At 74.9% G+C, this 23,528-nt stretch carries 20 protein-coding genes and 1 tRNA gene; 10 read left to right on the plus strand and 11 right to left on the minus strand.

Translation table 11 applies throughout. The features are described 5' to 3' along the window. The first annotated feature begins 36 nt into the window (after nucleotides 1–36). From BXA05_RS16975 to BXA05_RS17000, 6 genes are all read left to right on the plus strand, one after another. Complete coding sequence (locus BXA05_RS16975; protein ID WP_076406271.1) at nucleotides 37–1,668, plus strand: FAD-dependent oxidoreductase; 1,632 nt, start codon at nucleotides 37–39, stop codon at nucleotides 1,666–1,668. A gap of 54 nt (nucleotides 1,669–1,722) precedes the next feature. Beyond that, complete coding sequence (locus BXA05_RS16980) at nucleotides 1,723–3,066, plus strand: ABC transporter substrate-binding protein (RefSeq protein WP_061268083.1); 1,344 nt, start codon at nucleotides 1,723–1,725, stop codon at nucleotides 3,064–3,066. Between the two features lie 2 nt (nucleotides 3,067–3,068). Continuing rightward, nucleotides 3,069–3,956 carry a carbohydrate ABC transporter permease gene (locus tag BXA05_RS16985; RefSeq protein WP_244550501.1) on the plus strand — a complete coding sequence of 296 codons (888 nt, stop codon included), beginning with the start codon at nucleotides 3,069–3,071 and terminating at the stop codon, nucleotides 3,954–3,956. Then, nucleotides 3,946–4,923, plus strand: coding sequence for a carbohydrate ABC transporter permease (locus tag BXA05_RS16990; protein WP_228485058.1), 978 nt, complete (start codon nucleotides 3,946–3,948; stop codon nucleotides 4,921–4,923). The genes BXA05_RS16985 and BXA05_RS16990 overlap by 11 nt, the downstream gene beginning before the upstream one ends. A gap of 94 nt (nucleotides 4,924–5,017) precedes the next feature. After that, complete coding sequence (locus tag BXA05_RS16995; protein ID WP_061268710.1) at nucleotides 5,018–6,871, plus strand: ABC-F family ATP-binding cassette domain-containing protein; 1,854 nt, start codon at nucleotides 5,018–5,020, stop codon at nucleotides 6,869–6,871. After that, a complete protein-coding gene (locus tag BXA05_RS17000) occupies nucleotides 6,868–7,194 on the plus strand; it encodes a hypothetical protein (protein ID WP_034654213.1) in 327 nt (108 codons plus the stop codon). Before BXA05_RS16995 ends, BXA05_RS17000 begins: the two co-directional genes overlap by 4 nt. Nucleotides 7,195–7,263: 69 nt before the next feature. Here BXA05_RS17000 and BXA05_RS17005 read toward each other — a convergent pair whose 3' ends face one another. Next, the gene (locus tag BXA05_RS17005; RefSeq protein WP_021483746.1) at nucleotides 7,264–7,749 is read right to left on the minus strand and encodes a MarR family winged helix-turn-helix transcriptional regulator; all 486 of its coding nucleotides are present in this window, start codon (nucleotides 7,747–7,749) and stop codon (nucleotides 7,264–7,266) included. 119 nt (nucleotides 7,750–7,868) lie between these two features. On the opposite strand from BXA05_RS17005, the gene BXA05_RS17010 reads away from it, so the two are divergent. Continuing rightward, nucleotides 7,869–8,471, plus strand: a complete 603-nt coding sequence (locus BXA05_RS17010) for an NADPH-dependent F420 reductase (RefSeq protein ID WP_076406275.1) — start codon at nucleotides 7,869–7,871, stop codon at nucleotides 8,469–8,471. A gap of 70 nt (nucleotides 8,472–8,541) precedes the next feature. On the opposite strand, the gene BXA05_RS17015 is transcribed toward BXA05_RS17010, so the two are convergent. From BXA05_RS17015 to BXA05_RS17055, 9 genes are all read right to left on the minus strand, one after another. Then, entirely contained in the window at nucleotides 8,542–9,558 is a 1,017-nt protein-coding gene (locus BXA05_RS17015; protein ID WP_076406277.1) for a TetR/AcrR family transcriptional regulator, read from the minus strand. A gap of 175 nt (nucleotides 9,559–9,733) precedes the next feature. Then, nucleotides 9,734–10,555: an ABC transporter permease gene (locus BXA05_RS17020; RefSeq protein WP_211435873.1), complete on the minus strand. Its 822-nt coding sequence runs from the start codon at nucleotides 10,553–10,555 to the stop codon at nucleotides 9,734–9,736. Then, nucleotides 10,552–11,499 carry an efflux ABC transporter ATPase subunit, DrrA-related gene (locus BXA05_RS17025; protein WP_076406279.1) on the minus strand — a complete coding sequence of 316 codons (948 nt, stop codon included), beginning with the start codon at nucleotides 11,497–11,499 and terminating at the stop codon, nucleotides 10,552–10,554. Before BXA05_RS17025 ends, BXA05_RS17020 begins: the two co-directional genes overlap by 4 nt. 139 nt (nucleotides 11,500–11,638) lie before the next feature. Beyond that, on the minus strand, nucleotides 11,639–12,967 hold the full coding sequence (locus tag BXA05_RS17030) for an MFS transporter (RefSeq protein ID WP_076406281.1): 1,329 nt from the start codon (nucleotides 12,965–12,967) through the stop codon (nucleotides 11,639–11,641). Between the two features lie 63 nt (nucleotides 12,968–13,030). Beyond that, a complete protein-coding gene (locus BXA05_RS17035) occupies nucleotides 13,031–13,531 on the minus strand; it encodes a MarR family winged helix-turn-helix transcriptional regulator (RefSeq protein WP_021482856.1) in 501 nt (166 codons plus the stop codon). 412 nt (nucleotides 13,532–13,943) lie between these two features. Next, nucleotides 13,944–15,152 (minus strand): ABC transporter permease, encoded by a 1,209-nt coding sequence (locus BXA05_RS17040; RefSeq protein WP_076406282.1) that lies wholly within the window; start codon nucleotides 15,150–15,152, stop codon nucleotides 13,944–13,946. Next, a complete protein-coding gene (locus BXA05_RS17045) occupies nucleotides 15,149–16,111 on the minus strand; it encodes an ABC transporter ATP-binding protein (RefSeq protein ID WP_076406284.1) in 963 nt (320 codons plus the stop codon). The genes BXA05_RS17040 and BXA05_RS17045 overlap by 4 nt, the downstream gene beginning before the upstream one ends. Nucleotides 16,112–16,215: 104 nt before the next feature. Then, nucleotides 16,216–16,821 carry a hypothetical protein gene (locus BXA05_RS17050; RefSeq protein ID WP_076406286.1) on the minus strand — a complete coding sequence of 202 codons (606 nt, stop codon included), beginning with the start codon at nucleotides 16,819–16,821 and terminating at the stop codon, nucleotides 16,216–16,218. Nucleotides 16,822–16,987: 166 nt separating this feature from the next. Further along, on the minus strand, nucleotides 16,988–17,590 hold the full coding sequence (locus BXA05_RS17055) for a TetR/AcrR family transcriptional regulator (RefSeq protein WP_031317332.1): 603 nt from the start codon (nucleotides 17,588–17,590) through the stop codon (nucleotides 16,988–16,990). Nucleotides 17,591–17,902: 312 nt separating this feature from the next. Here BXA05_RS17055 and BXA05_RS17060 point away from each other — a divergent pair. From BXA05_RS17060 to BXA05_RS17070, 3 genes are all read left to right on the plus strand, one after another. Next, nucleotides 17,903–17,974: transfer RNA gene (locus BXA05_RS17060), tRNA-Gln, on the plus strand. Between the two features lie 30 nt (nucleotides 17,975–18,004). Next, nucleotides 18,005–19,684: a bifunctional UDP-N-acetylglucosamine diphosphorylase/glucosamine-1-phosphate N-acetyltransferase GlmU gene (glmU, locus tag BXA05_RS17065; protein WP_061268698.1), complete on the plus strand. Its 1,680-nt coding sequence runs from the start codon at nucleotides 18,005–18,007 to the stop codon at nucleotides 19,682–19,684. A gap of 68 nt (nucleotides 19,685–19,752) precedes the next feature. After that, a complete protein-coding gene (locus BXA05_RS17070) occupies nucleotides 19,753–20,736 on the plus strand; it encodes a ribose-phosphate diphosphokinase (protein WP_024841193.1) in 984 nt (327 codons plus the stop codon). A 3-nt stretch (nucleotides 20,737–20,739) separates the two neighbouring features. Here the strand turns inward: BXA05_RS17070 and BXA05_RS17075 are convergent, their stop codons facing one another. Further along, nucleotides 20,740–23,436 (minus strand): hypothetical protein, encoded by a 2,697-nt coding sequence (locus BXA05_RS17075; RefSeq protein WP_076406288.1) that lies wholly within the window; start codon nucleotides 23,434–23,436, stop codon nucleotides 20,740–20,742. Nucleotides 23,437–23,528 lie beyond the last annotated feature (92 nt).

The raw sequence follows: 23,528 nt of genomic DNA on the forward strand, positions 1-23,528 counted from the left end.
CGCACCACCGAGCACCAGAGAAACGGAAACCCCAGCGTGACCCATGCAGACCTCCAGGCAGACGTCCTCGTCGTCGGCGGCGGGCTCGGCGGCGTGGCCGCCGCGCTCGCGGCGGCGGAGCGCGGCGCCCGCGTCGTCCTCACCGAGGAGCACCCGTGGATCGGCGGCCAGCTCACGTCCCAGGCGGTACCGCCGGACGAGAGCCCGTGGGTCGAGCGGTTCGGCGTGACCGCGCGCTACCGCGCGCTGCGCGACGGCATCCGCGACGTCTACCGCCGCTCCTACCCGCTCACGGACGCCGCGCGCACGTGGGACGCCCTCAACCCCGGCGCGGGCTGGGTCTCCAAGCTGTGCCACGAGCCGCGCGTCGCGGTGGGCGTGCTCGAGGAGATGCTCGCCCCGTGGCGGTCCGCGGGCCGCATCCGCCTGCTCGAGCGCGTGCGCCCGACGGCGGCCACCACCGACGGCGACCGCGTCACCTCCGTGACGCTCGCCCCGGTCACGGCCGACGCCGGGGGCGCGGCCGTGACGGTGCACGCGGCGTTCGTCGTCGACGCGACCGAGACGGGCGAGCTCCTGCCGCTGACGGGCACCGAGTACGTCACCGGGTTCGAGTCGAACCGCGAGACCGGGGAGCCGAGCGCGCCGGACGAGGCGCAGCCCGACAACGTGCAGGCCCTCAGCGTGTGCTTCGCCGTCGAGCACGTGGACGGCGACCACACGATCGACCGCCCCGAGCGCTACGACTTCTGGAGCACGTACACCCCAGGCCCGTGGAACGGGCGCCGGATGCTGTCGTGGGAGGCGCCCAACCCGCGCACGCTCGCGATGGACGTGCGGTCGTTCACCCCGAACCCGGGCGACGACCCGCGGGCCGTCGACGCCGACCAGTCGAAGAACCCCGGCGACGGGAACCTCTGGACGTTCCGGCGCATCGCGGCCCGCGACCTCTTCGCGCCGGGCCATTACGCGAGCGACCTGTGCCTCGTGAACTGGCCGAGCATCGACTACTTCCTGGCGCCCGTGCTCGACGTGCCGCGCGACGTGGAGGAGGCCCGGATCGCCGACGCCCGGCAGCTCAGCCTCTCGATGCTCTACTGGATGCAGACCGAGGCGCCCCGCGCCGACGGCGGGACCGGCTTCCCGGGCCTGCGCCTGCGGCCCGACGTCATGGGCTCGGCCGACGGCCTCGCCCAGGCGGCCTACCACCGCGAGTCCCGCCGCCTGCGCGCCGTGACGACGGTGACGGAGAACGACGTCTCGTACGCCGTGCGCGGCGACCGCGGCGCGACGCGCTACGACGACTCGGTCGGCGTCGGCATGTACCGGATCGACCTGCACCCCTCGACGGGCGGCGACACGTACATCGACGTGGCGTCGACGCCGTTCGAGATCCCGCTCGGGGCCCTGCTGCCGCAGCGCGTGACCAACCTGCTCGCCGCCAACAAGAACATCGGCACGACGCACATCACCAACGGCTGCTACCGCCTGCACCCGGTCGAGTGGAACGTCGGCGAGGCCGCCGGCCACCTCGCGGCCCACTGCCTCGCGACCGGCCGCACGCCGCACGCCGTCCAGTCGAAGGCCGACCTCCTCGCCGACTACCAGGACGAGCTCGTCCGGGCGGGCGTCGAGCTGCGCTGGCCCGCCGAGGCCCACCCCTACTGACCCGGGCTCCCCGCGCCCGGGACCCCCGCCCACCCTCAGTCCGAAGGAGAACTGATGAACCCCCTCACCCCACGGTCGGCCCCTCGGTCCGCCCCGCGCCGCCGCCTCGTCGGCGCACCCCTGGCCGCCGGCGGCGTCGCGCTCGCCCTCGTCCTCACCGCGTGCTCCGGCGGCGGCGACGACGTCGCGGGCGAGCCGAGCACCCCGAGCGAGCCGGTCGAGCTGCGCATGACCGTCTGGACGGCCGACGAGACGCAGCTCGCGCAGTTCCAGGAGATCGCCGACGCGTACGTCGCGGAGAACCCCGACCTCGTGTCCGGCGTGACGTTCGAGACCATCCCGTTCGAGGACTACACGACGTCCCTCACGACGCAGCTCGCGGGCGGCAACGCGCCGGACCTCGCGTGGATCCTCGAGAGCTACGCGCCCGAGTTCGTGGCGAGCGGCGCGCTCGTCGACGTCGGCCCGAAGCTGCAGGAGACCGAGGGGTACGCGTACGACGACCTGCTCGACTCGTCGCTCGCGCTGTGGGAGAAGGACGGCGGCCTCTACGCCTACCCGTTCTCCAACTCGCCGTTCGCGCTGTTCGTCAACACCGACCAGGTCGCCGCGGCGGGCCAGCCGAACCCGGCCGACCTCGTCGCGTCGGGCGACTGGACCTACGACCAGGTCCGCGAGATCGCGGCGGCGGCCGCCGCGACGTCGGGCAAGCAGGGCCTCGTGGTGCGCGACTTCGACTACAAGGTCTGGGAGAACCTGTCGACGATCTGGGACGGCTGGGACGCGACGCCGTGGAGCGAGGACGGCACGCAGTGCACGTTCACCGACCCCGAGATGGTCGACGCCCTCACGTGGATCCACGACGCGACGTTCGTCGACAAGGCGCTGCCCGGTCCCGGCACGACGGCCGACTTCTTCGCGGGCGACTCCGCCATGACGATCACGCAGATCAGCCGCGCGTCGTCGCTCGACGACTCGTTCGGGTGGGACGTCGTGCCGCTCCCGGCGGGCCCGGCGGGCCAGCAGAACGTCATCGGCCAGGCCGGCATCGGTGTCTTCGCCGCCGGGGAGCACCCCGACGTCGCGGCCGACTTCCTCGCGTGGTTCACCAACCCGGAGAACGCCGAGACGCTCGCCGCGTACTTCCCGCCGCCGCGCGAGTCGCTGCTCACCGCCGAGACGCTCGGGGCCGCCAACCCGAAGCTCAGCGAGGAGCAGCTCCAGGCGGTCGTCGTCGACGGCATCCAGGGCGCCGTGACGAAGCCGTCGCACCAGAACTTCGCCAAGCTGCAGGACACGGTGCGCGCCCAGCTCGACGCGCTGTGGACCGCCGACGCGGACGTCGAGGGCGTCCTCGCCGACACGTGCGCGGCGATCCAGCCCCTGCTCGGGGACTGAGCGTGGCGTCCTCCGCACTCGCACGACGGGACGCGGCCGTGGGCTACACCATGGTCGCGCCCGCCGTGCTCGGCGCGCTCGCGTTCGTCGTCGCGCCGCTGGTCGCCGTCGTCTGGTACTCGCTGCACGAGTGGAACGTCCTCGCGAACACGTTCACGTTCGCGGGCGGGGACAACTACGAGCGGATGCTCGCCGACCCCGGGCTGCGGGACTCGCTCCTCGCGAGCCTGTGGTTCTCCGTCGGGCTCGTCGTGCTCAACATCTCGCTCGCGCTCGTCCTCGCGGTGCTGCTCAACCAGCGGCTCCCCGGCACGACGACGTTCCGCACGTTCTTCTTCTCGCCCGTCGTCGTGTCCCTCGTGGCGTGGACGATCGTGTGGAGCTTCCTGCTCCAGGCGGACGGCGGCATCAACGGGTTCCTGTCGCTGCTCGGCGTCGACGGCCCGAACTGGCTGCGCGGGGAGACGACGGCAATGCTCTCGGTGATCGTCGTGCAGGTCTTCAAGAACGTGGGCCTCAACATGATCCTGTTCCTCGCGGCCCTGCAGGGGGTGCCCGAGGAGATCCAGGAGGCCGGGCGCATCGACGGCGCGGGCGCGTGGCGCCGGTTCCGGTCGATCACGCTCCCGCTCATCAGCCCGACCGTCCTGCTGGTCTCGATCCTCACGATCGTGGGCTCGCTCGAGGTGTTCGCGCAGATCGCCGTGCTCACGGGCGGGGGGCCGGGGAACTCGACCACCGTGCTCGTCTACTACCTGTACCAGCAGGCGTTCCGGTTCAACGACTTCGGCTACGCGAGCGCGATCTCCGTCCTGCTGTTCGTCATCGTCCTCGTCCTGACACTCGTGCAGTGGCAGACGCGCAAGAGGTGGGTCTTCCATGAAGTCTGACGTGATGCCCGGCCCGGCCACGCTCCCGGGCGCGGACGACGGCCCGGCCCGGCCTGCGGCGTCGGGCACGGGCGGCGCCGACGGCGCGGCGACCCGCGGCGGACGGCCCGCGCGCCGCACGGGGAGCGCGCGCACGCGCCGCCGCTGGGGGCGCGCGGCGCTCGTGGCGCTCCTCGTGGTGCTCAGCGTGCCGTTCGTCTTCCCGACGTGGTGGATGGCGACGTCGAGCCTCAAGCCGATGAGCGAGATCCTGCGGGCCGTGCCGACGCTCTGGCCCCAGGACCCGTCGTTCGCGGCCTACGGCGAGGTGTTCCGGCTGCAGCCGTTCGCGCAGCAGTACTGGAACAGCCTCTACATCGCCGTGGTCGTGACGGTCGGGACGATCCTCGTGGCCTCGATGGCCGGGTACGCGTTCGCGCGCATCCGGTTCCCCGGGGCGAACGCGCTGTTCCTGCTCGTGCTCGTCGGGCTGCTCGTGCCGTCGGAGGTGACGATCGTCCCGCTGTTCCGGATGGTCAACTCGCTCGGGCTCATCGACACGCACTGGCCGCTCGTGGTCATCCCGATCCTCGGGGCGCCGAGCGTCCTCGCGACGTTCATCATGCGCCAGTTCTTCCTCGGGCTCCCCGGCGAGCTCGAGGAGGCGGGGCGCATGGACGGCCTCGGGCGGTGGGGGATCTTCTGGCGGATCGCGTTCCCGCTGTCGCGCTCGGCGATCTCGGCCGTCGCGATCTTCACGTTCCTCAAGTCGTGGAACCTCTACCTCGAGCCGATCGTGTACCTGTCCAGCAAGGACCGGTTCACGCTCCCGCAGGCGCTCACGCAGTACGTCGACGCCTACGGCGGCCCGATGTGGAACGTCCAGCTCGCCGCGACGACGCTCACCGTGCTGCCGGTCCTCGCGGTGTTCCTCGTCGCCCAGAAGCAGTTCGTCCAGGGCCTCGCGCACACCGGCCTCAAGGGCTGACCGCCCCTCCCGTGGGTGCGGGGGACAGTCGTGGTCCCGTCGCGGATCGGCGGCTATTTCCCGCACTCACGGGGTGCGGCCTAGGCTCGACGGCGTGGCTCACCTTCTCGGCGCCGACGGCATCTCGCTGACCGTCGGCACCCGCACCCTGCTCGACGACGTCTCGCTCGGCCTCGACGACGGCGACCGCGTCGGCATCGTCGGCCCCAACGGGGCCGGCAAGACGACGCTCCTGCGCCTCCTCGCGGGCACGCAGCAGCCCGACGGCGGCCGTGTCACCCGCGTGGGCGGCCTGCGGGTGGGCCTGCTCGACCAGCGCGACGACGTCGGCACCGGCGCGACGATCCGCGATCTCGTGCACGGCGACGCCGCGACCCACGCCTGGGCGTCGGACGCGAGCATCCGCACCGTCCACGCGGGGCTGCTGGGCGACCTCGACCTCGACGCCCCGGCGGACACGCTGTCCGGCGGGCAGCGTCGCCGCGTCGCGCTCGCGGCGCTCCTCGTCGCCGACCACGACGTGCTGTTCCTCGACGAGCCCACGAACCACCTCGACGTCGAGGGCGTCGCGTGGCTCGCCGCGCACCTGGGCGACCGCTTCGCCCGCCCGGGCGCGAAGGGCGCCCTCGTGGTCGTCACGCACGACCGCTGGTTCCTCGATGCCGTGTGCTCGCGCATGTGGGAGGTGCGCGGCGACGGCTCGGGCCAGGTCGAGGGCTACGAGGGCGGGTACGCGGCGTACGTGCTCGCGCGCGCCGAGCGCCAGCGCACCGCGGCCGTCGCGGCGGAGAAGCGCGACAACCTGCTGCGCAAGGAGCTCGCGTGGCTCCGGCGGGGCGCGCCCGCGCGCACGTCCAAGCCCAAGTTCCGGCTCGACGCCGCCGCCGCGCTCATCGCCGACGTCCCGCCGCCGCGCGACACGCTCGAGCTCACGCGCACCGCGACGAAGCGCCTCGGCAAGGACGTGCTCGACCTCGAGGACGTGACGGTCGCGGTGCCGCGCCAGGACGGCCAGGGCGAGCGCGTGCTGCTCGACGACGTCACGTGGCGCCTGGGGCCCGGCGACCGGTACGGGGTCGTCGGGGTCAACGGTGCCGGCAAGACGACGCTCCTCGCGCTCCTCGCCGGGCGGCGCGAGCCCGACTCCGGGCGGGTCAAGCGCGGCAAGACCGTCCACGTCGCGGAGCTGTCGCAGGACGTCGGCGAGCTCGACGACATCGCCGGCGCGCGCGTGATCCAGGTGATCGAGGACGAGAAGCGCTCGGTCGTCGTCGACGGCAAGGAGCTCTCCGCGTCCCAGCTCGTCGAGCGGCTCGGCTTCACGCGCGAGCGGTCGCAGACGCTCGTGCGCGACCTCTCGGGCGGCGAGCGGCGCCGCCTCCAGCTCCTGCGCCTGCTCGTCGCCGAGCCCAACGTGCTCCTGCTCGACGAGCCGACGAACGACCTCGACACCGACACGCTCGCCGCGCTCGAGGACCTGCTCGACGGCTGGCCCGGCACGCTCATCGTGGTCTCGCACGACCGCTACCTGCTGGAGCGCGTGGCGGACCGCCAGGTCGCGCTGCTCGGCGACGGCCAGGTGCGCGACCTGCCGGGCGGCGTCGAGCAGTACCTCGAGCTGCGGCGCGCGGCGCTCGCGGGCGCGGGCGCGGCGTCGACCGGGTTCGCGCCCACGGGCGGCGCCGACGCGACACCGGACGCGGGGCCGGCCGTGGCGGCCCCGGGCCCGAGCGCGGCCGAGGTGCGGGCGGCGAAGAAGGAGATCAACCGCATCGAGCGGCGCCTGAGCAAGATCGCGGAGGCCGAGGGCCGGCTGCACGAGAAGATCGCGGCGAACGCGACCGACTTCGCGGCGGTCGCGGAGCTCGACGCCGAGCTGCGCACCCTCGCGGCGGAGAAGGACGAGCTCGAGGCGGCGTGGCTCGAGGCGGCCGAGGTCGCCGGGTGACGGCCGACCGGATGCGCGTCGCGGTGTCCGCGCGCGGCGTCGAGGTCGACGACGGGCAGGGCGGCGTCCTCGCGCCGTGGGCGGACGTGCGCCGCGTCACCGCGTTCGCGCTCGGTGCCCCGGGCGGCACCGCCCGGTACGTGTCGTTCGACCTCGTGAACGGGCACAGCGTCGAGGTGGACGACGCCGCCCCGGAGTGGGACGACGTGCTCGCCGCCCTGCCCGGGCGGGTCGAGCTCGCGGTCGACGACCCGCTCGTCGCGCTCGGCGCGCTCGCGCCGGGCGAGCGGCTCGTCCTCGCGGGGCCCGTGCGGACCCGCTGACCCCGCGGGGACCCGGGTCCGGACGCCCGGGGCGTGTCGCCGGGGCCCAGCCGGGCGCGGGTGTGCGGCTCAGCGCCGCAGGAAGCCCATGCGGTCGTCGGGGTCGACGCGCTCGAGGATGGCGCCCGCGATGGCGTCCAGCTGCTCGACCTGCTCGTCGGTGAGCGCGTCGATCACGTGGTCGCGCACCGTCCCGACGTGCCCGGGCGCGGTCGCGACGACCTTCTCCCAGCCGGCGTCGGTGAGGTGCGCGTTCGTCGCGCGGCGGTCCTCGGGGCACGGCACGCGCTCGACGAGGCCACGCTTCTCGAGGCGCGCGACGACGTGGGAGAGCCGGGGGAGCGTGGCGTTGGTGGCGCCCGCTAGGTCGGTCATGCGCAGCGTGCGCCGCGGCGCCTCGGAGAGCATCGCGAGCACGTAGTACTCGAAGTGGCTGAGGTCGGCGTCGCGCCGGAGCTGGGAGTCGAGGACGCCCGGCAGCAGCTCCACGACCGCCACGAGCCGCTTCCACGCGTCGAGCTGCTGGTCGTCGAGCCAGCGGGGTTCCGTCGTCATCGTGCCTCCTCCGGTGCGGCGATGCGCATAGTTGACGGTACAACTTTAGCGACGTACGGTGTTAGTTGTAGCAACAACTAATAGCCGACCGTCGGGCCGGCGGAGGAAGGGAAGCCACCATGAGCAGCATCACCATCATCGGCGCCGGGAACATGGGCTCGGCCATCGCCGGTCTCGCGCTCGCCGCGGGCAGCCAGGTGCAGGTCCTGACCCGTGAGGCCACCGAGGTCGACCCGCGCGTCACGGCGGGCACCGTCGGCGACGAGATCACCGGCGACGTCGTCGTGCTCGCGCTCCCGTACGGGGCGCTCGACGACGTCCTCGGCGCCTACGAGGGCCGCCTCGACGGCAAGGTCCTCGTCGACATCACCAACCCGCTCGACTTCGCGACGTTCGACTCCCTCGTCGTGCCCGACGGCTCGTCGGCCGCGGCGCAGATCCAGGAGCGCGTCCCGGGCGCGCGCGTCCTCAAGGCGTTCAACACGAACTTCGCGGCGACGCTCGCCACCGGCCAGGTCGGGCCGCTCGCGACGACGGTCCTCGTCGCGGGCGACGACGCCGACGCGAAGGCCGCCCTCGCGGGCGCCGTGTCCGGGGTCCGCGTCGTCGACGCCGGCTCGCTGAAGCGCGCGCACGAGCTCGAGGCTCTCGGTTTCCTGCAGCTCACGCTCGCGGCGGGGGAGAAGACCTCCTGGACGACGGGCTTCGCGCTCGCCGAGTGACCCCGCCCGCTCACGCACGACGGCGGCCGGCCACCCCGGGGGGTGACCGGCCGCCGTCGTGCGTGGTGCGTCAGCCGCGCGCCTTCTCGACGGCCGCGCGGGCCGCCTCGTGCTCCGCCTTCTGGGCGTCCCGCAGGGCCTTCTCGAGCTCGCGCACCTTCTTCTGGGCCTCGCGCACGCGCCGCTCCGCGTCGCGCCGCCGGAGCGTCGCCTTCTTGACCCGCGCGTCCTTGACGTGCACCGCGACCTCGACGGGCGCGACGGCGTCGCGCGGGTCCGTCGCCGGTGCGGGCTCTGTGACCGTGGCGGGCTGCCGCCCGGGCGCGCGGCCCGCGCCGGGCGCCCCGGCGGCCCGCGCGTCGACGTAGACGGCGATCCCGTCGAGCACCCGCTCCAGGCCCCATGCGGTGTCGTCGATCTCGCCCTCGCCCGCGTACGTGCCGGCCTCGACGAGCGGGCGCAGGTAGGGGAACCGCACCTCGTCCACGAGCCCGCGCAGCGCGTCGGCCCACGCGCCGCCCTGGACCGCCTCGTCGCCCCCGGCCGCCGCGACGGCGCGCGCGAGGTCGGTCTGCAGCCGCGCCGCGCTCCGGGCGTACCCGCTGACGAGGAGGATGACGGACATCTTCTCCTCGTCGTCGAGCGGCGTGGACCGCAGCGCGCGCAGCCCGGCGTCCGCGCCGCGCAGGTTGTTCGGCGTGAGCGGCGCGCCGGTCACGGGGATGTCGAGGAACCACGGGTGCGACGCGAACACCGCCATCGTGAACTGCGCCCACTCGCGCAGCTCGGCGCGCCAGTCGGCGGGCTCGTGCGCGGGCGGGTACTCGACGTCGAGCGCGGCCTCCTGCATGAGGAGCAGCAGGTCGTCCTTGCTCGTGACGTACCGGTAGAGCGACATCGTCGTGAAGCCGAGGCTCTGCGCGACCTTCGCCATGGACACTGCCCCGAGCCCGTCGGCGTCGGCGAGCTCGATGGCCGCGTCGACGATCCGCTCGATGCTCAGCTCGCGCTTGGGCGCGCGCTCGGGGCGTTCGGCCACGCCCCACGCGAGCGCGAGCCGGGGCGGGAGGTCGGGTGCGTCCGTCATGGCTTCATCCTCCCCGACGGCGCCCGGACGTGGGTCGCAGCCGTGCCGAGCAGGCCCTCCCGGTGGCGCGAGCAGGTGGTCGTGGTGCGTCCTGTCGACCGGACGCACCAGGACCACCTGCTCGGCCGCGCGGGGGTGGGGGCGGGGGTGGGTGGGAGAGAGGGGCGGAGGGGGGTCAGCGGGCGGTCCGCCGGCGGTAGAGCAGGGAGCCGGCGGTGCAGCTCGCGACGAGGAAGCCGGCGAGCCACGCGACGGCCGTGAGGACCGTCGACGCGTCGGGCGCGCCTGCGAGCAGCCCGCGGAACGTCTCGATGACCGGCGTGAACGGCTGGTTCTCGGCGAACCCGTGCAGCCACGACGGCATGGTGTCGATCTGGACGAACCCCGAGCTGAGGTAGGGCACGAACAGGAAGAGGAAGTTCACGGACTGCGACGCCTCGACGCTCAGCACGAGGCCGAGCGCCACGCTCAGCCACGTGAACGTCAGCACGGCGAGGACCGCGAACGCGACGAGCCCCGCCCAGTCGGCCGGTCCGGCGTCGGGCCGGAAGCCGAGCGCGAGCGCGACACCGACGACCACGACGGCGGACGCGAGGTTGCGCACGACGCTCGCCACGACGTGCCCCCACAGCGCGGACGGCCCGAAGATCGGCAGGGTCTTGAACCGGTCGATCGTGCCGGACGTCATGTCCTGCGCGACGCCGACCGCGGCCGTCGCGGAGCCGAACCCCAGGCACATCACGAGCACGCCGGGCACGACGTAGTCGATGTAGTCGTCCCCGCCGATCGCCCCGCCGAAGATGACGACGAAGACGAGCATGATCATCACCGGCAGCGCGAAGGCCGTGACGAGCCCGTCGACGCTGCGCAGCTGGCGGCGGGTCTCGCGGCCGACCATCGTGCGGACGTCGCGCGCCGCGGTGGCCGGGGTCTGCCGCGCGCGCGGCCGCGTGGTGCGGGACGGCCGGGGCAGCGTGGTCGTGGGTGCGGCGCTCATCGGGCGCCCTCCTTCCGGGTCAGGGCGAGGAACACGTCGTCGAGCGTGGGCCGCACGACGCTGACCCCCACGACCGCGAGCGCGTGGGCGTCGGCGGCCGCGAGCACGTCGCGGATGGTGCGGACGGGGTCGTCGCTCGGTGCGGTGAGCGAGAGGTCCTTCGCGTCGGCCGTGGGGCGGGCCAGGCCGATCGAGGGCGCGAGCCCGACGGCGGCGGCCAGGCTCTCCCGGTCGTCGAACGCCACGCGCACGTGGTCGCCCGCGACGAGCGCCTTGAGCTCGGCGGCCGTGCCCCGCGCCGCGACGCGGCCGTCGTGCAGGACGGCGATCGTGTCGGCCAGGCGGTCGGCCTCCTCCAGGTACTGGGTCGTCAGCAGGACGGTCGTCCCGTCGGCGGCGAGGCCCCGCACGACCTCCCACAGCTGCGCGCGCGACGCCGGGTCGAGGCCCGTCGTCGGCTCGTCGAGCACGAGCACCGCCGGGTCGGCCACGAGGCTGATCGCGAGGTCGAGACGGCGGCGCATGCCGCCCGAGTAGGTCCCGACCCGCCGGTCCGCGGCGTCGGTGAGGTCGAAGCGCTCGAGCAGCGCGGCGGCGCGCGGGCGCACCGCCCGGCGGGGGAGGTGCGCGAGCTCGCCCATCATCACGAGGTTCTCGCGGCCCGTCTGGAACTCGTCCACCGACGCGTACTGGCCCGTGAGCGCGATGGTCTCGCGCACCCGGGCGGCGTCGTGCACGACGTCGGCGCCCGCGACGCGGGCCGTGCCGCGGTCGGGCCGGACGAGGGTCGTGAGGATGTTGACGGTCGTCGTCTTGCCCGCGCCGTTGGGCCCCAGCAGCGCGAAGATCTCGCCGCGGCGCACGGTCAGGTCGACGCCGCGCAGCACGGCGTGGTCGCCGTAGGACTTCTCCAACCCCTGCGCGGCGATCATCGGTCCGGTCATCGCCTTCTCCTTCTCCGTCGGCCGTTCGTATGCGGCGCACACTGTTTGTGTGCGCCGTAAACTGTGTGTACACCATAAACACCGGCGCGAGTGGGGGTCAAGGGTCGAGGAGGCGCTTCGGGGGAGAGGGGCCTCGCGCTCAGCCCGCGCGACGACGGGGAGCGCCGGTGAGGACCAGCCCGATCCCGGTCATCACCACGAGCGCACCCAGCACGACGGCGACCGGCACCGTCCACGTCCCCGTCGCCGTCTGCAGCGCCCCGGCCGCGGTGGGCGCGACGGCGGCCAGGCAGTACCCGACGGACTGCACCGTCGCCGACGCCTGCCGGCCGCGCCGGACCGTCGGGTAACGCTGGGCGACGAGCGTGAAGATCACGACGAAGTTCGCCGCCTGGGCGACGCCCGCGGCGGACGCCCACACCGCCCAGAGCCCCGGCGCGGCGAGCAGCCCCACGGGCAGCGTCAGCCACAGCACCGCGATCCCGACGAACGTCTGCCGCAGGCTGAGGCGGCGCGCGGCGAGCGGCACCGCGAGACCGCCGACGATCGCGAAGCCCTGGAACAACGACGCCGCGCCGCCCGACGCCGAGCGCGGGATGCCCGCGAGGTCCTCCAGGACGAGCGGCAGCCACGCCGTGAGCGCGTAGAAGCTCGACGACTGGAGCGCGAACATCGCGCACAGCCACCACGTGAACGGCGTCGCGAGCACGTGGCGCTCACGGGCCGTCGTCGGGTCGGTGCCCGTGACGCCCTCCGCCGCGGCCGCCGCCAGCACGTCCGCCTCGGCCGCATCCCCGGCCGCCCCGGCCTTCGTCTCCGATGCCGCCGGGCCGGGCACGGTCTCCGCCGACACGCCCCGGGGCTCGCGCGCCTCGCGCGGCACCGCGCGCAGCCACCACACGAGCGCGACGACCGCGAGCACCGACCACGACGCGAGCGCCCAGCGCCAGCCGACGGCGTCCGCGAGCGGGGCGGTGAGCGCCGTCGTCGCGACGGTCCCGACGTTGATCGCCGCCGTGTACAGGCCCGTCACCGTCGCGACGTGCCCGGGGAAGTCGCGCTGGGCGATCATCGGCACCGCGAGGTTCGCCGTCGTGATGCCCAGCCCGAGGAGCACCGTGCCCGCGAACGTCCCGGCCGCGCCGAGCGCCGCGAGGTCCGCCGAGCGCAGGACCGTCCCCGCGACGATCAGCGTGAGCGCGACGGCGATCGCCGTCCGCAGCGACGACCGCCCGAGCAGGCCCGCGACGGCGGGCGTCGCGAGCGCGAAGCACAGCACCGGGATGCCGGTGAGCAGGCCCGCCGCGGCGGCGGTGAGGTCGAGGTCGGCCGCGACGTCCGCGACGACGGGCGGGAGCGCCGTGAGCGGCGCCCGCAGGTTGACGGCCACGAGCAGCACGGCGACCAGCAGGACCCCGTCGATCCCGCCGCGGAACGTGCTCGGGCGGGGCGGCCGTGACGACGGCATCGGGCGGGGACCTCCGGGTGCAGGCGCGTGCGGCGACGCCCGCCCGGTCGTCCGGGCCGTCGGTCAGTCGTCGAACTGTCCTCCGACTGTACGCAGGAGCGCCGCGAGCGCAGGTCGCTCGCCCGGCTCGAGCGCGTCGAGGATGCGGGCCTCGACGGCGAGGAGGTCGGTCATCGCCGTGTCCACGCGCTCCAGGCCCTCGGGCGTGAGCTCGACGAGCACGCCGCGCCGGTCGTCGGGCGAGCGGCGGCGCACGACCAGCCCGCGCTCCTCGAGCCGGTCGATGCGGTTCGTCATGGTCCCGCTCGTCACGAGCGTCTGGGTGACGAGCGCCCCGGGGGAGAGGCGGTACGGCTCGCCGGCGCGGCGCAGCGCGGACAGGACGTCGAACTCCCACGTCTCCAGGTGCCCGCGCGCGAACGCCGTGCGCCGCGCCCGGTCCAGGTGCCGGGCGAGCCGGTCGACCCGGGAGAACACGGTGAGCGGCTCGACGTCGAGGTCCGGCCGCTCGCGCTGCCACGCCGCGACGATGCGGTCGACCTCGTCCTCGTGCTGCTGGTCCATGACGCGAGGGTACTCGACGTGTCTCGACGTCAAGACTCTTGACGGCTCGCCGGCCGTCGCGGCGCGTCGCAAGACCCGCCGCCGCGAGGTAGAGCCCTGGCCCCGCGAGGTAGAGCCGCTGTCCGCCGAGGTAGAGCCGCTGTCTCGCGAGGTAGAGCCGCTGTCCGCCGAGGTAGAGCCGCTGTCCCCCGAGGTAGAGGCGTGGTCGCGCGGGCCGTGCCTGGGCGCGCACCTACCAGGGCGACACGAGCACGGGGTGGGGCGACCCACCGTCGTCGACCACCGGACCTGGCCTCGACCTCGCCGAACCTGGGCTCTACCTCGCCGAACCCGGGCTCTACCTCGGCGGACCAGGCCTCTACCTCGGCGAACCACGCCTCTATCTCGGCGGAGCGGGGGCCGTGCCCCGCCGTCAGGACGTGCGCAGGGCGTCCGTGAGCCTGACGCGGGCGCCGGTGCGCAGGACGGCGTTGGAGTAGATCTTCGCCGCGAGCCACACGAGGAGGGGGATGACCGCCACGGAGAGGCCCAGCGCGACGAGGGCCTCCCACGTCTCGGCGCTGCCGAGCGCGATGCGGACCGGCATGAGCAGCGGCGAGCACAGCGGCACGTACGACAGCCAGACGACGAGCGGGTTGTCCGGCGCCCACGGCGCGACGGAGACGCCCACGATGTACGGCACGATCATGAGGAACGTGACGGGCGTGGTCACCGCGCCGACGTCCTCCTGGCGCGACACCAGCGCGCCGAGGCCGGCCATGAGCAGCGCGTAGCTGACGAAGCCGACGACGAACCACACGAGCGCCCAGGCGGCGGCGGTCCCGAGGTCGATCGTCGAGGTGTCGACGAGGCCGAGGCCGAGCGCGGTCCCGACGCCCGCGAGCACGACGAGCGCGACCTGCCCCAGCCCGACGAGGCCGATGCCGAGGACCTTGCCGGCCATGAGCTGCCACGGGCGCACGGTCGAGAGCAGGAGCTCGACGACGCGGCTCGTCTTCTCCTCGACGACGCCCTGCGCGATGAGCTGGCCGCTGATCATGATGGCCATGAAGAGCAGGATGCCGGTGACCAGGCCGGTGACGTAGCGCGCCGGGTCGAACTCGCTCGGCTCGCCGATGGTGCGCACGTCCGGCGCGGCGGTCGCGACGTCGCCCGCGACCTGGGCGGGGTCGCCCCCGAGGCTCGCGACGGCGTCGGACAGCGCGGTCTGCTGGGCGAGCGTGGTGAAGACGGCCGTGAGGCCCGACGACAGCTCGGTGTCGACGACGACCGTGGGGGAGCCGACGCTCCCGGTGACGAGCGCGTCGAGGTCGCCGTCGCGCACCTGGGCCTCGCCCGCGGCGTCGTCCGCGACGTCGACGGTCTCGACGTCGGTCCCGAGCGTGCTCCCCGTGGTCTCGATCGCCTCGGCGAGCGCCGCGGTCTGCGGCGTGACCCCGACGCGCTCGGCGCTCGGGCCCGACCCGTTCGCGAGATTGAGCACGACCCCGCCGAGCACGACGGCGCCGACGAGGATCACGGTCAGCCACACGAACGACTTGGAGCGCAGCCGCGTCATGATCTCGCGGCCCGCGACGAGGCGGATCGCGCCCCAGGACGTCAACGAGGTCCCCGTGCTCATGCCCCCACCTCCACGGTCTCGGCGGCCGTCGCGGCCGGCTTCTCCTCGGCGCTCACGACGTCGCGGTACAGCTCGGTGAGCGACGGCCGGACGAGCGCGAACTCGTGCACGGGCCCGGCGGCGAGCGCCGCGCGCAGCACGGCCTGCTCGCGCCCGCCGGTCCCGTCGCCGGTCGACCCACCGGGCACGAGCTCGACGACGGTGCGCGACCCCTCCAGGCTGACGGCCCGCGCGTCGGGCACGGCGCCGATCCACGTGGCGCCGGGCGGGCCGTCCACGACCCAGCGCTCCTGCTCGGTGCGACGGAGCTCGTCGATCGTGCCGACCTCCACCATCGCGCCGTCCTTGATGATGCCGACGCGGTCGCACAGCCGTTCCACGAGGTCGAGCTGGTGCGACGAGAACACGACGGGCACGCCTGCCTGGGCGCGGTCGCGCAGGACTCCGCTCATGACGTCGACGGCGACGGGGTCGAGCCCGCTGAACGGCTCGTCGAGCACGAGCAGCTCGGGGTCGTGGGTGAGCGCGGCGGCGAGCTGGACGCGCTGCTGGTTGCCGAGCGAGAGCTTCTGCACCTCGTCGCCGCGGCGCGCCTCGACGCCGAGCGTCGTGGTCCAGCGCTCCATCGCGTCCTTCGCCGCCGCGGCGGACAGCCCGTGCAGCCGGGCGAGGTAGACGAGCTGCTCGCCGACCTTCATGCGCGGGTAGAGGCCGCGCTCCTCCGGCATGTAGCCGATGCGGCGGCGGGCGGCCAGGTCGAGGGGCCGGCCCTCCCACCGGACCTCGCCGCCGTCGGCGGCGAGGACGCCGAGGACGATGCGCATCGTCGTCGTCTTGCCGGCGCCGTTGGAGCCGACGAAGCCGAAGATCTCCCCGGCGCGGACGTCGAACGACGTGCCGCGCAGGGCGCGCACGTCGCCGTAGGACTTGGTCAGCGAGTCGATCTCGAGTGTCGCCATGCGCTCCACACAACCACGCGCGAACGCGCGCGGCACGGGACAGATGTCACGTCCTGGCCGTGCGGAAGCAGGGGGTGCGCCCCTGCCGACGTCGGGCCCGCCGGTCAGCCGAGGTGCTCGTCGCGCACCGTGGGCAGCGTCCGCGCGGCCCGCACGGCGAGGCGCAGCATCGTCCCGGTCGCCTCGTCGACGGCTGCGGCGTCGTCGCGCCGGACGGCGTCGAGCGAGACCCAGAGCAGCTCGCGCGCGAGCGCGGCGTCCTGCTCGTCGAGCCGCCCGGACACCGACTCGACGGCGCTCATCGCGACGAGCACGCGCATCACGGCCGACGTCGGGGGCGCGACCCGCACGCGCCGGATCTCCACGGCCCGGCGCAGCGCGCGACGCTCGACCCGCGTGAGGCGCGGGCCCGTCACGTGCAGGAGCACGACGGTGAGGAGCGCGGCCACGAGCCCGAGGACGGCGGCGAGGAGCAGGGTCTCGGGCGTCGCGAGGTTCCGCCCGGCGACCAGGGCGGCGAGCGCGGTCGTCACGCCTGCGACGAGACCGACCCGCACCACGTCGACCGACGCGCGCCACTCGGCGTGCCGACGCACCCGGTCCAGCTCGTGGGGGGTGAGGCCCGGGACGAGCACGTCGGTGCGCTGGACGACGCGCGCGGGCGCGCCCGGGACGTCGCCCTGCAGACACCGTGCGGTCGTCCAGGTCACGTACCCCCAGACCGTGGGACGGATCTCGTCCCGTGGGTCGCCGTACCCCTGGTCGGCCGACCGGTCGTGCCCGTGCATCCGCTGCCCCGCTTCGTCGTTCTGCTCTGCCGCCAGAGAGACGGGCTGACCCCGCTGTCATGACGCGGGTTCGGGGAGCGGATCTGCGTCAGGACCTCGTGGTGATGAGGTGCGGCCGCTTCTCCATGTCCGCGAGGCCGTTCCAGGCGAGGTTGACGAGGTGCGCCGCGACCTCCGTCTTCTTGGGGGAGCGCGCGTCGAGCCAGTACTGACCGGTGAGGGCGACCATGCCGACGAGCATCTGCGCGTAGATGGGCGCGACCTTCGGGTCGAGGCCGCGCGTGCGGAACTGGTGCGCGAGGAGGTGCTCGACCTGCGTCGCGACGTCGCCGATGAGGCTCGAGAAGGTGCCCGTGGCCTGCGCGACGGGGGAGTCGCGCACGAGGATCCGGAAGCCGTCCTCCGACGCCTCGATGTAGGACAGGAGGGCGAGCGCGGTGCGCTCCAGCAGCACCTTCGGGTGACCGCCCTCGTCGAGCGCGCCCGACAGCGCCGCGGTGAGCGCCTGCACCTCGCGGTCCACGACGACCGCGTAGATGCCCTCCTTGCCGCCGAAGTGCTCGTACACGACGGGCTTGGACACCTCGGCGCGCGCGGCGATCTCCTCGACGCTCGTCCCCTCGAACCCCTTCTCGGCGAACAGCTTGCGGCTGACGGCGAGCAACTGCTCGCGCCGCTGGCTCGCGGTCATGCGGGATCGGGGGGTGCGCCTGGAGTCTGCCACGGGTCCATCATGCCGTGCGGGCGGTCGCCGCAGCCGGAGGGTCCGCGCCCGCCGGCGCGGGCGTCGTCGGGCGGGCGCGCGCGGGTGTGGTGCGGGCCACGCCCCGCGTCCGGTGCGGATGGGGCGAGACGGGCACGCGCGGCGTCGGGCACGGGGACCGACCTGGCAGACTGTTCCCGGACCCGGCCCGCCCGCCGCGGCCCGGGTCGAACCGGGGGCGCGGCGACGGGCAGGTGACGTGCACGTGCCGAGCACGTGAGACGGCGTCGCCGGGTCCGGTCCGCCTTGGTGTAATCGGCAGCACAAGGGTTTTTGGTGCCCTTGGTCCAGGTTCGAGTCCTGGGGGCGGAGCTCGTGCCACCGATCCCGAGGGGAACACCCATGGAAGCTCAGCAGGGCACCGACACCACCGTCGCCCCCGCTGCCGTGATCGTCCTCGCCGCAGGCGAGGGCACGCGGATGAAGTCGTCCACCCCCAAGATGCTGCACACGCTCGCGGGCCGCAGCCTGCTCGGGCACGTGCTCGTCGCGGCGCGCTCGCTCGACCCGGCCCTGCTCGCCGTCGTCGTGCGGCACGAGCGCGACCGCGTCGCCGAGCACGCGGTGTCGGTCGACCCGGACGCGGTCGTCGTGGACCAGGACGAGATCCCGGGGACGGGCCGCGCCGTGCAGTGCGCGCTCGTCGCGCTCGACGCGAAGGCGCACGCGCAGGCGCTCGTCCACGGCGTGCCCGACGGCGAGGAGGGGCGCGGCGTCGGCGACGGCCTCGAGGGCCCCGTGGTCGTCACCGCGGGCGACACCCCGCTGCTCGACGGCGGCACCCTCGCCCAGCTCCTCGCGGCGCACGTCGCCGACGGCAACGCCGTGACGATGCTGACGACGCAGCTCGACGACGCGACGGGCTACGGCCGCGTCGTGCGCGACGACGCGACCGGCGACGTCCTGCGCATCGTCGAGCACAAGGACGCGTCGGCCGACGAGCTCGCGATCCGCGAGATCAACGCGTCGATCTACGTCTTCGACGCCGCCGTCCTGCGACGCGGGCTCGGCACGCTCGGCCGCGACAACGCGCAGGGCGAGGTCTACCTGACGGACGTCGTCGCCGCGGCGCGCGCCGAGGGCGGCGTCGTGCGGGCGCTCGTCTCGGACGACCCGACGGTCGTCGAGGGCGTCAACGACCGCGTGCAGCTCGCGACGCTGCGCGCCGAGCTCAACCGCCGGATCCTCGAGGACTGGATGCGCGCGGGCGTGACGGTCGTCGACCCGGCCACGACGTGGGTCGACGTCGACGTCGAGCTCGCGCGCGACGTGACGCTGCTCCCGGGGACGCAGCTCCACGGCGCGACGGTCGTCGCCGAGGGCGCGACGGTCGGCCCGGACACCACGCTCACCGACACCGAGGTCGGCGCCGGCGCGACCGTGACCCGCACGCACGGCTCGCTCGCGGTCCTGGGCGCGGGGACGTCCGTCGGCCCGTTCGCGTACCTGCGGCCCGGCACCGTGCTCGGTGCGCAGGGCAAGATCGGCACGTTCGTCGAGACGAAGAACGCGGAGATCGGCGAGGGGTCGAAGATCCCGCACCTGTCCTACGTCGGCGACGCGACCATCGGCGACCACACGAACATCGGCGCCGCGTCGGTCACGGTCAACTACGACGGCGTGCACAAGCACCGCACCGTCATCGGCTCGCACGCCCGCACCGGCGCGGACAACATGTTCGTCGCGCCCGTGAGCGTCGGCGACGGCGCGTACACCGCCGCCGGGTCCGTCATCCGCCGCGACGTGCCCGCGGGCGCGCTCGGCGTGAGCGGGGGCCAGCAGCGCAACATCGAGGGCTGGGTCGAGCGGCGTCGCGCCGGCACGCCCGCCGCCGAGGCCGCGGCCGCCGCGCGCGCCGCGGACCCGGAGGCGCCCCCGCTCGGGGCGCAGGCGCAGGCCCAGCTCGCGGACCAGAGCGCCGCCGCGACGGCCGACCGCCCCACCCCGCCGCCGCCCGCGCCCGAGCTCGAGCACACGCTCGAGGCGCTGCGTGGCGGTCGTCCCGCCACCACGACAGACTGACCGCGACCGGCCAGCCGACCTCAGACCTACCCCCGCACCCGGAAACCCCACCGAAGGAACCCACTGGTATGAGCAGCACGATCGCCGGCAACGGGGAGAAGTCCCTCGTCCTCGCCTCGGGGCGCGCGCACCCCGAGCTGGCCAACGACGTCGCGCGGGAGCTGGGCATCGACCTGCTGCCCACGACCGCGTACGACTTCGCGAACGGCGAGATCTACGTCCGGTTCGGCGAGTCGGTGCGCGGCTCGGACGTCTTCATCCTCCAGAGCCACACCGCGCCGATCAACCAGTGGATCATGGAGCAGCTCCTCATGGTCGACGCCGCGAAGCGCGCCTCGGCCCGCACGATCACGGTCGTGCAGCCTTTCTACGGGTACGCCCGCCAGGACAAGAAGCACCGCGGTCGCGAGCCGATCTCGGCGCGCCTCATGTCCGACCTGTTCACCGCCGCGGGCGCCGACCGCCTCATGAGCGTCGACCTGCACGCCGCGCAGACGCAGGGCTTCTTCGACGGGCCGGTCGACCACCTGTGGGCGATGCCGATCCTCACGGACTACGTGCGCTCGCGCGTCGACACGTCGAACGTCACGGTCGTCTCGCCCGACGCGGGCCGCATCCGCGTCGCCGAGCAGTGGGCCGCGAAGCTCGGCGGCGGGCCGCTCGCGTTCGTCCACAAGACGCGCGACGTCACGCGCCCGAACCAGGCCGTCGCGAACCGCGTCGTCGGCGACGTCGAGGGCCGCGACTGCGTGCTCGTCGACGACCTCATCGACACCGGCGGCACGATCGCCGAGGCCGTGCGCGTCATCCTCGCCGCGGGCGCGCGGTCGGTCATCGTGGCCGCGACGCACGGCGTGCTGTCCGACCCGGCGGCCCAGCGCCTGTCCGAGTGCGGGGCGAGCGAGGTCGTCATCACGGACACGCTGCCCATCGCGGCCGAGAAGCAGTTCCCGCAGCTCACGGTGCTCTCCATCGCGCCGCTCATCGCGCGCGCGATCCGCGAGGTGTTCGACGACGGCTCGGTCACCTCGCTGTTCGACGGCAACAGCTGAGGCTCAGCCCAGCCACCCGGCCAGCGCGGCGCGCAGCCGGTAGCGCTCCGACGGGGTGAGCCGCAGGCGCACGACGCGCGACCGCACGGCGCGGGCGACGTCGTCGGGAAGCCCCTCCTGGGGCAGGGCGCCCACGTCGTGCGCGAGCAGCACGTCGAGCACGTCGCAGCGGCCCGGGAGCGCCGGGAGGTCCGCCGCGAGGTGCGCGGCGGCGCGCACCCTCGCGGCCTCCTCGGGCGTCGTCCCGAGGAGCGCCGCGAGGTCGGGCGGGGGGACCGCCACGATCCGCTGCTCCGTCGTCAGGCCCCACGCGCGCAAGGCCGGCGAGTACCGGGCGAACGGGGCGACCGCGAGCAGGTCGAGCGGGTCCTGGCCGAACTCCGCGGCGTACTCCGGCCGCTCACGGTACGCGGCCAGCATCGGGTCGTCGTGGAGCCACGCGCGCAGGTCGGCGAGCACGACCGCACGCCGCAGGTGGTCGGTCGTGCGGAGCGCGTCCGCGGCACCGAGCGGCGTCGTGCGGACGGCGTACGTGCACGCCAGGTTGTACTCGCCGGTCGGGGTCGTGGGGGACGGCGCGTCCGCGCCCTCGGGGTCGCGGGCCAGGGCGGCCCGGTAGGCGCGCCGCAGGCGCTCCCGGGGCGTCTCGGCCGTCTCGCTCGGCTCGGCCCGCTCGCCCGGCTCCGTCCCCGGTGCCGTCGGCACCCGTTGCGGTGCCACGGGCTCCAGCGCCCGGGCCGCGACCTCCGCCTGGAGGTAGAGGCTCTCGACGGCGTCCTGGAGCCGGACGACGAGCGCGTCCTCCCGCCCCGCGGCACGCTCCACCGCGAGCGCCTCCAGCAGCGCGCGGACCGCGTCGACGGCGGTCGCGTCGAGCCCGCCCGCCGGGTCGTCCCCGTCGCGGCCCGGGGCGAAGCATGCGTTGACCGTCGTCGCGGCGCGCGAGTACTGGGCCCGCAGCCGCAGCGAGCGGTACCCGCTGCGGCCCTCGCTCCGCGTGACGAACCGGTCGAGCCAGCGGCCGTACGCGTCGAGGTCCTCGCGCAGGGTGTGGTGCCGGCCCTCGGCGTGCGCGAGGGCGACCTGGGCCAGGTCGTTGCGCGGGTCGACGTCGACGGCGCGCGCGAGGAGCTCCCGCTCCCGGTCCGGCGCGTCGGTGAGGTCGCTCTGGGCGACGTACTGGAGGGCGAGGCTGCGCCACGACGTCGCCCCGCACAGCCCCTCGAAGCCCGCGTGGTGGCGTGCCAGCGTCAGCAGCACGACGGCCGCGGCGGCGCGGTAGAGGTCGACCTGCGCCGCGGCGGCGGCCGACGCCGGGTCCTCGGGGTCGAACCGCAGGAGCCCCGCCCGGTCGAGCGCGGCGGAGCCCGCGGCCCGCCCGTTCCTCGTGACGACGACGGCCAGGTGGTCGGCGTCCCGCTCCTCGACCGTGACCCGCCAGGGGACCGAACCGACGACGCCCTGGGCCAGGCTGACGACCGCCTTGACGAACGCGCCCTGGGGCAGCTCGGAGAGCGCGGACCCGCTGAGGGCGCTGATGTCCGTGCCGCGGGGCACCTCCAGGCCGCGCGGCGGCTCGGCGCCCAGCTCGCCCAGGAGCGCGACGAGGCGCGCCCCGCCCGTCCCCTCGTGCGACGTCGTCCGGTCGCCCGAGCGGCCCGACGTCACCTCGATCGTCAGCCGCAGCCGGGTCGCGAGGACCGTGGCGACGAGGAGCACGCCGAGCGCCGCCAGGACGGCCCCCGCCACGAGGGACCCCGCCGCGACGGGCCCTGCCGCGACGGTGCCCGGGCCCCCGAGGGCGCGGGCCGAGAGCACGACGGCCGCGACCGCGGCGACGCCGGCCACGGCGGTCGCCCACGCCCACCAGCGGGTGCGGTCGGGGCCGGCACCCGGCGCGACGAGCCGCCCGAGGGCGAGCGCCACCGCCACGACTCCGGCCACGAACCCGAGCACGAGGACCACCACCGCGAGGGTCGCGCCCGCGACGCCGGAGCCCGTCCATGTGCTCGCGCCCGCGGCGGGGCCCCACACGAGGAGCGCCGCGCCGGCGACGAGGGCGCCCCACCCGGCGGCGCCCGCGCGCACGCGCTCTCCCGCGGACAGGACGGGCCAGCGCAGCGTGACGGGGACGACGAGCCGCGCGACGACGGCGAGCACGAGGACGCCGACGAGGAGCGCGAGCAGGGGCGGACCCAGGGGCGAGACCGCCTCGACGAACCCGTCCCAGGCGGACGCCGCGCGGTCCGGGACCGTCGTCTCCTCCTCCTGCGCCGCGCGGACCACGGCGGCGGCCCGCGCGTCCTGCGCGTCGAGCGCGAGCGCCTGCTCCGCGCGGGCCCGCGCGGCGGCCCAGGACTCGGCCTCCCCGGACGTCGGCCGCGCCCCGCCGGGCTCGAGGGCCTCCGCCTCGGCGGCGAGCGTCGCGGCGGTGTCCCGCGCGGCGACCGCCGCGTCCCGCACGTCGGCGCACGCCGTGGCCCGCGCCGCCGGGTCCGCGGGGGACGAGGCCGTCGCGCGGTAGGCGTCGACCAGCGCGACCGCGTCCCGGGGGCGGGAGTCGTCGAGCAGCGCGAGCGCGTCGGCGCACGCGCGCGGGGTCGTGGCGGCCGGGTCGGTGCCCGCGGCGTCCGCGGCGGCCACCCCCGGGGCGGGGGCGAGCGCGACGAGCAGCGCGGCGAGCGCGAGGAGACGTCTCACGCGGACCTCCCGGGTGCGGGACGGGCACGACGTCGTGCCCCTCTGACACGAGAGTGGCAGGCCGCGGGCCGTCCGTGCCGCGCTCACCCGGG

The sequence above is a fragment of the Cellulosimicrobium funkei genome (assembly GCF_900155925.1).
In the GTDB taxonomy this organism is placed as follows: Bacteria; Actinomycetota; Actinomycetes; order Actinomycetales; family Cellulomonadaceae; genus Cellulosimicrobium; species Cellulosimicrobium funkei.

Excerpts from the sequence above, each read along its gene's own strand:
- BXA05_RS17030 (WP_076406281.1), bottom strand. The coding sequence starts at position 12,967 with ATGCCGTCGTCACGGCCGCCCCGCCCGAGCACGTTCCGCGGCGGGATC.
- BXA05_RS17040 (WP_076406282.1), bottom strand. The coding sequence starts at position 15,152 with ATGAGCACGGGGACCTCGTTGACGTCCTGGGGCGCGATCCGCCTCGTC.
- BXA05_RS16980 (WP_061268083.1), top strand. The coding sequence starts at position 1,723 with ATGAACCCCCTCACCCCACGGTCGGCCCCTCGGTCCGCCCCGCGCCGC.
- BXA05_RS17010 (WP_076406275.1), top strand. The coding sequence starts at position 7,869 with ATGAGCAGCATCACCATCATCGGCGCCGGGAACATGGGCTCGGCCATC.
- BXA05_RS17070 (WP_024841193.1), top strand. The coding sequence starts at position 19,753 with ATGAGCAGCACGATCGCCGGCAACGGGGAGAAGTCCCTCGTCCTCGCC.
- BXA05_RS17020 (WP_211435873.1), bottom strand. The coding sequence starts at position 10,555 with ATGAGCGCCGCACCCACGACCACGCTGCCCCGGCCGTCCCGCACCACG.
- BXA05_RS17025 (WP_076406279.1), bottom strand. The coding sequence starts at position 11,499 with ATGACCGGACCGATGATCGCCGCGCAGGGGTTGGAGAAGTCCTACGGC.
- BXA05_RS17045 (WP_076406284.1), bottom strand. The coding sequence starts at position 16,111 with ATGGCGACACTCGAGATCGACTCGCTGACCAAGTCCTACGGCGACGTG.
- BXA05_RS17015 (WP_076406277.1), bottom strand. The coding sequence starts at position 9,558 with ATGACGGACGCACCCGACCTCCCGCCCCGGCTCGCGCTCGCGTGGGGC.
- BXA05_RS16990 (WP_228485058.1), top strand. The coding sequence starts at position 3,946 with ATGAAGTCTGACGTGATGCCCGGCCCGGCCACGCTCCCGGGCGCGGAC.
- glmU (WP_061268698.1), top strand. The coding sequence starts at position 18,005 with ATGGAAGCTCAGCAGGGCACCGACACCACCGTCGCCCCCGCTGCCGTG.
- BXA05_RS17035 (WP_021482856.1), bottom strand. The coding sequence starts at position 13,531 with ATGGACCAGCAGCACGAGGACGAGGTCGACCGCATCGTCGCGGCGTGG.
- BXA05_RS17005 (WP_021483746.1), bottom strand. The coding sequence starts at position 7,749 with ATGACGACGGAACCCCGCTGGCTCGACGACCAGCAGCTCGACGCGTGG.
- BXA05_RS17055 (WP_031317332.1), bottom strand. The coding sequence starts at position 17,590 with ATGACCGCGAGCCAGCGGCGCGAGCAGTTGCTCGCCGTCAGCCGCAAG.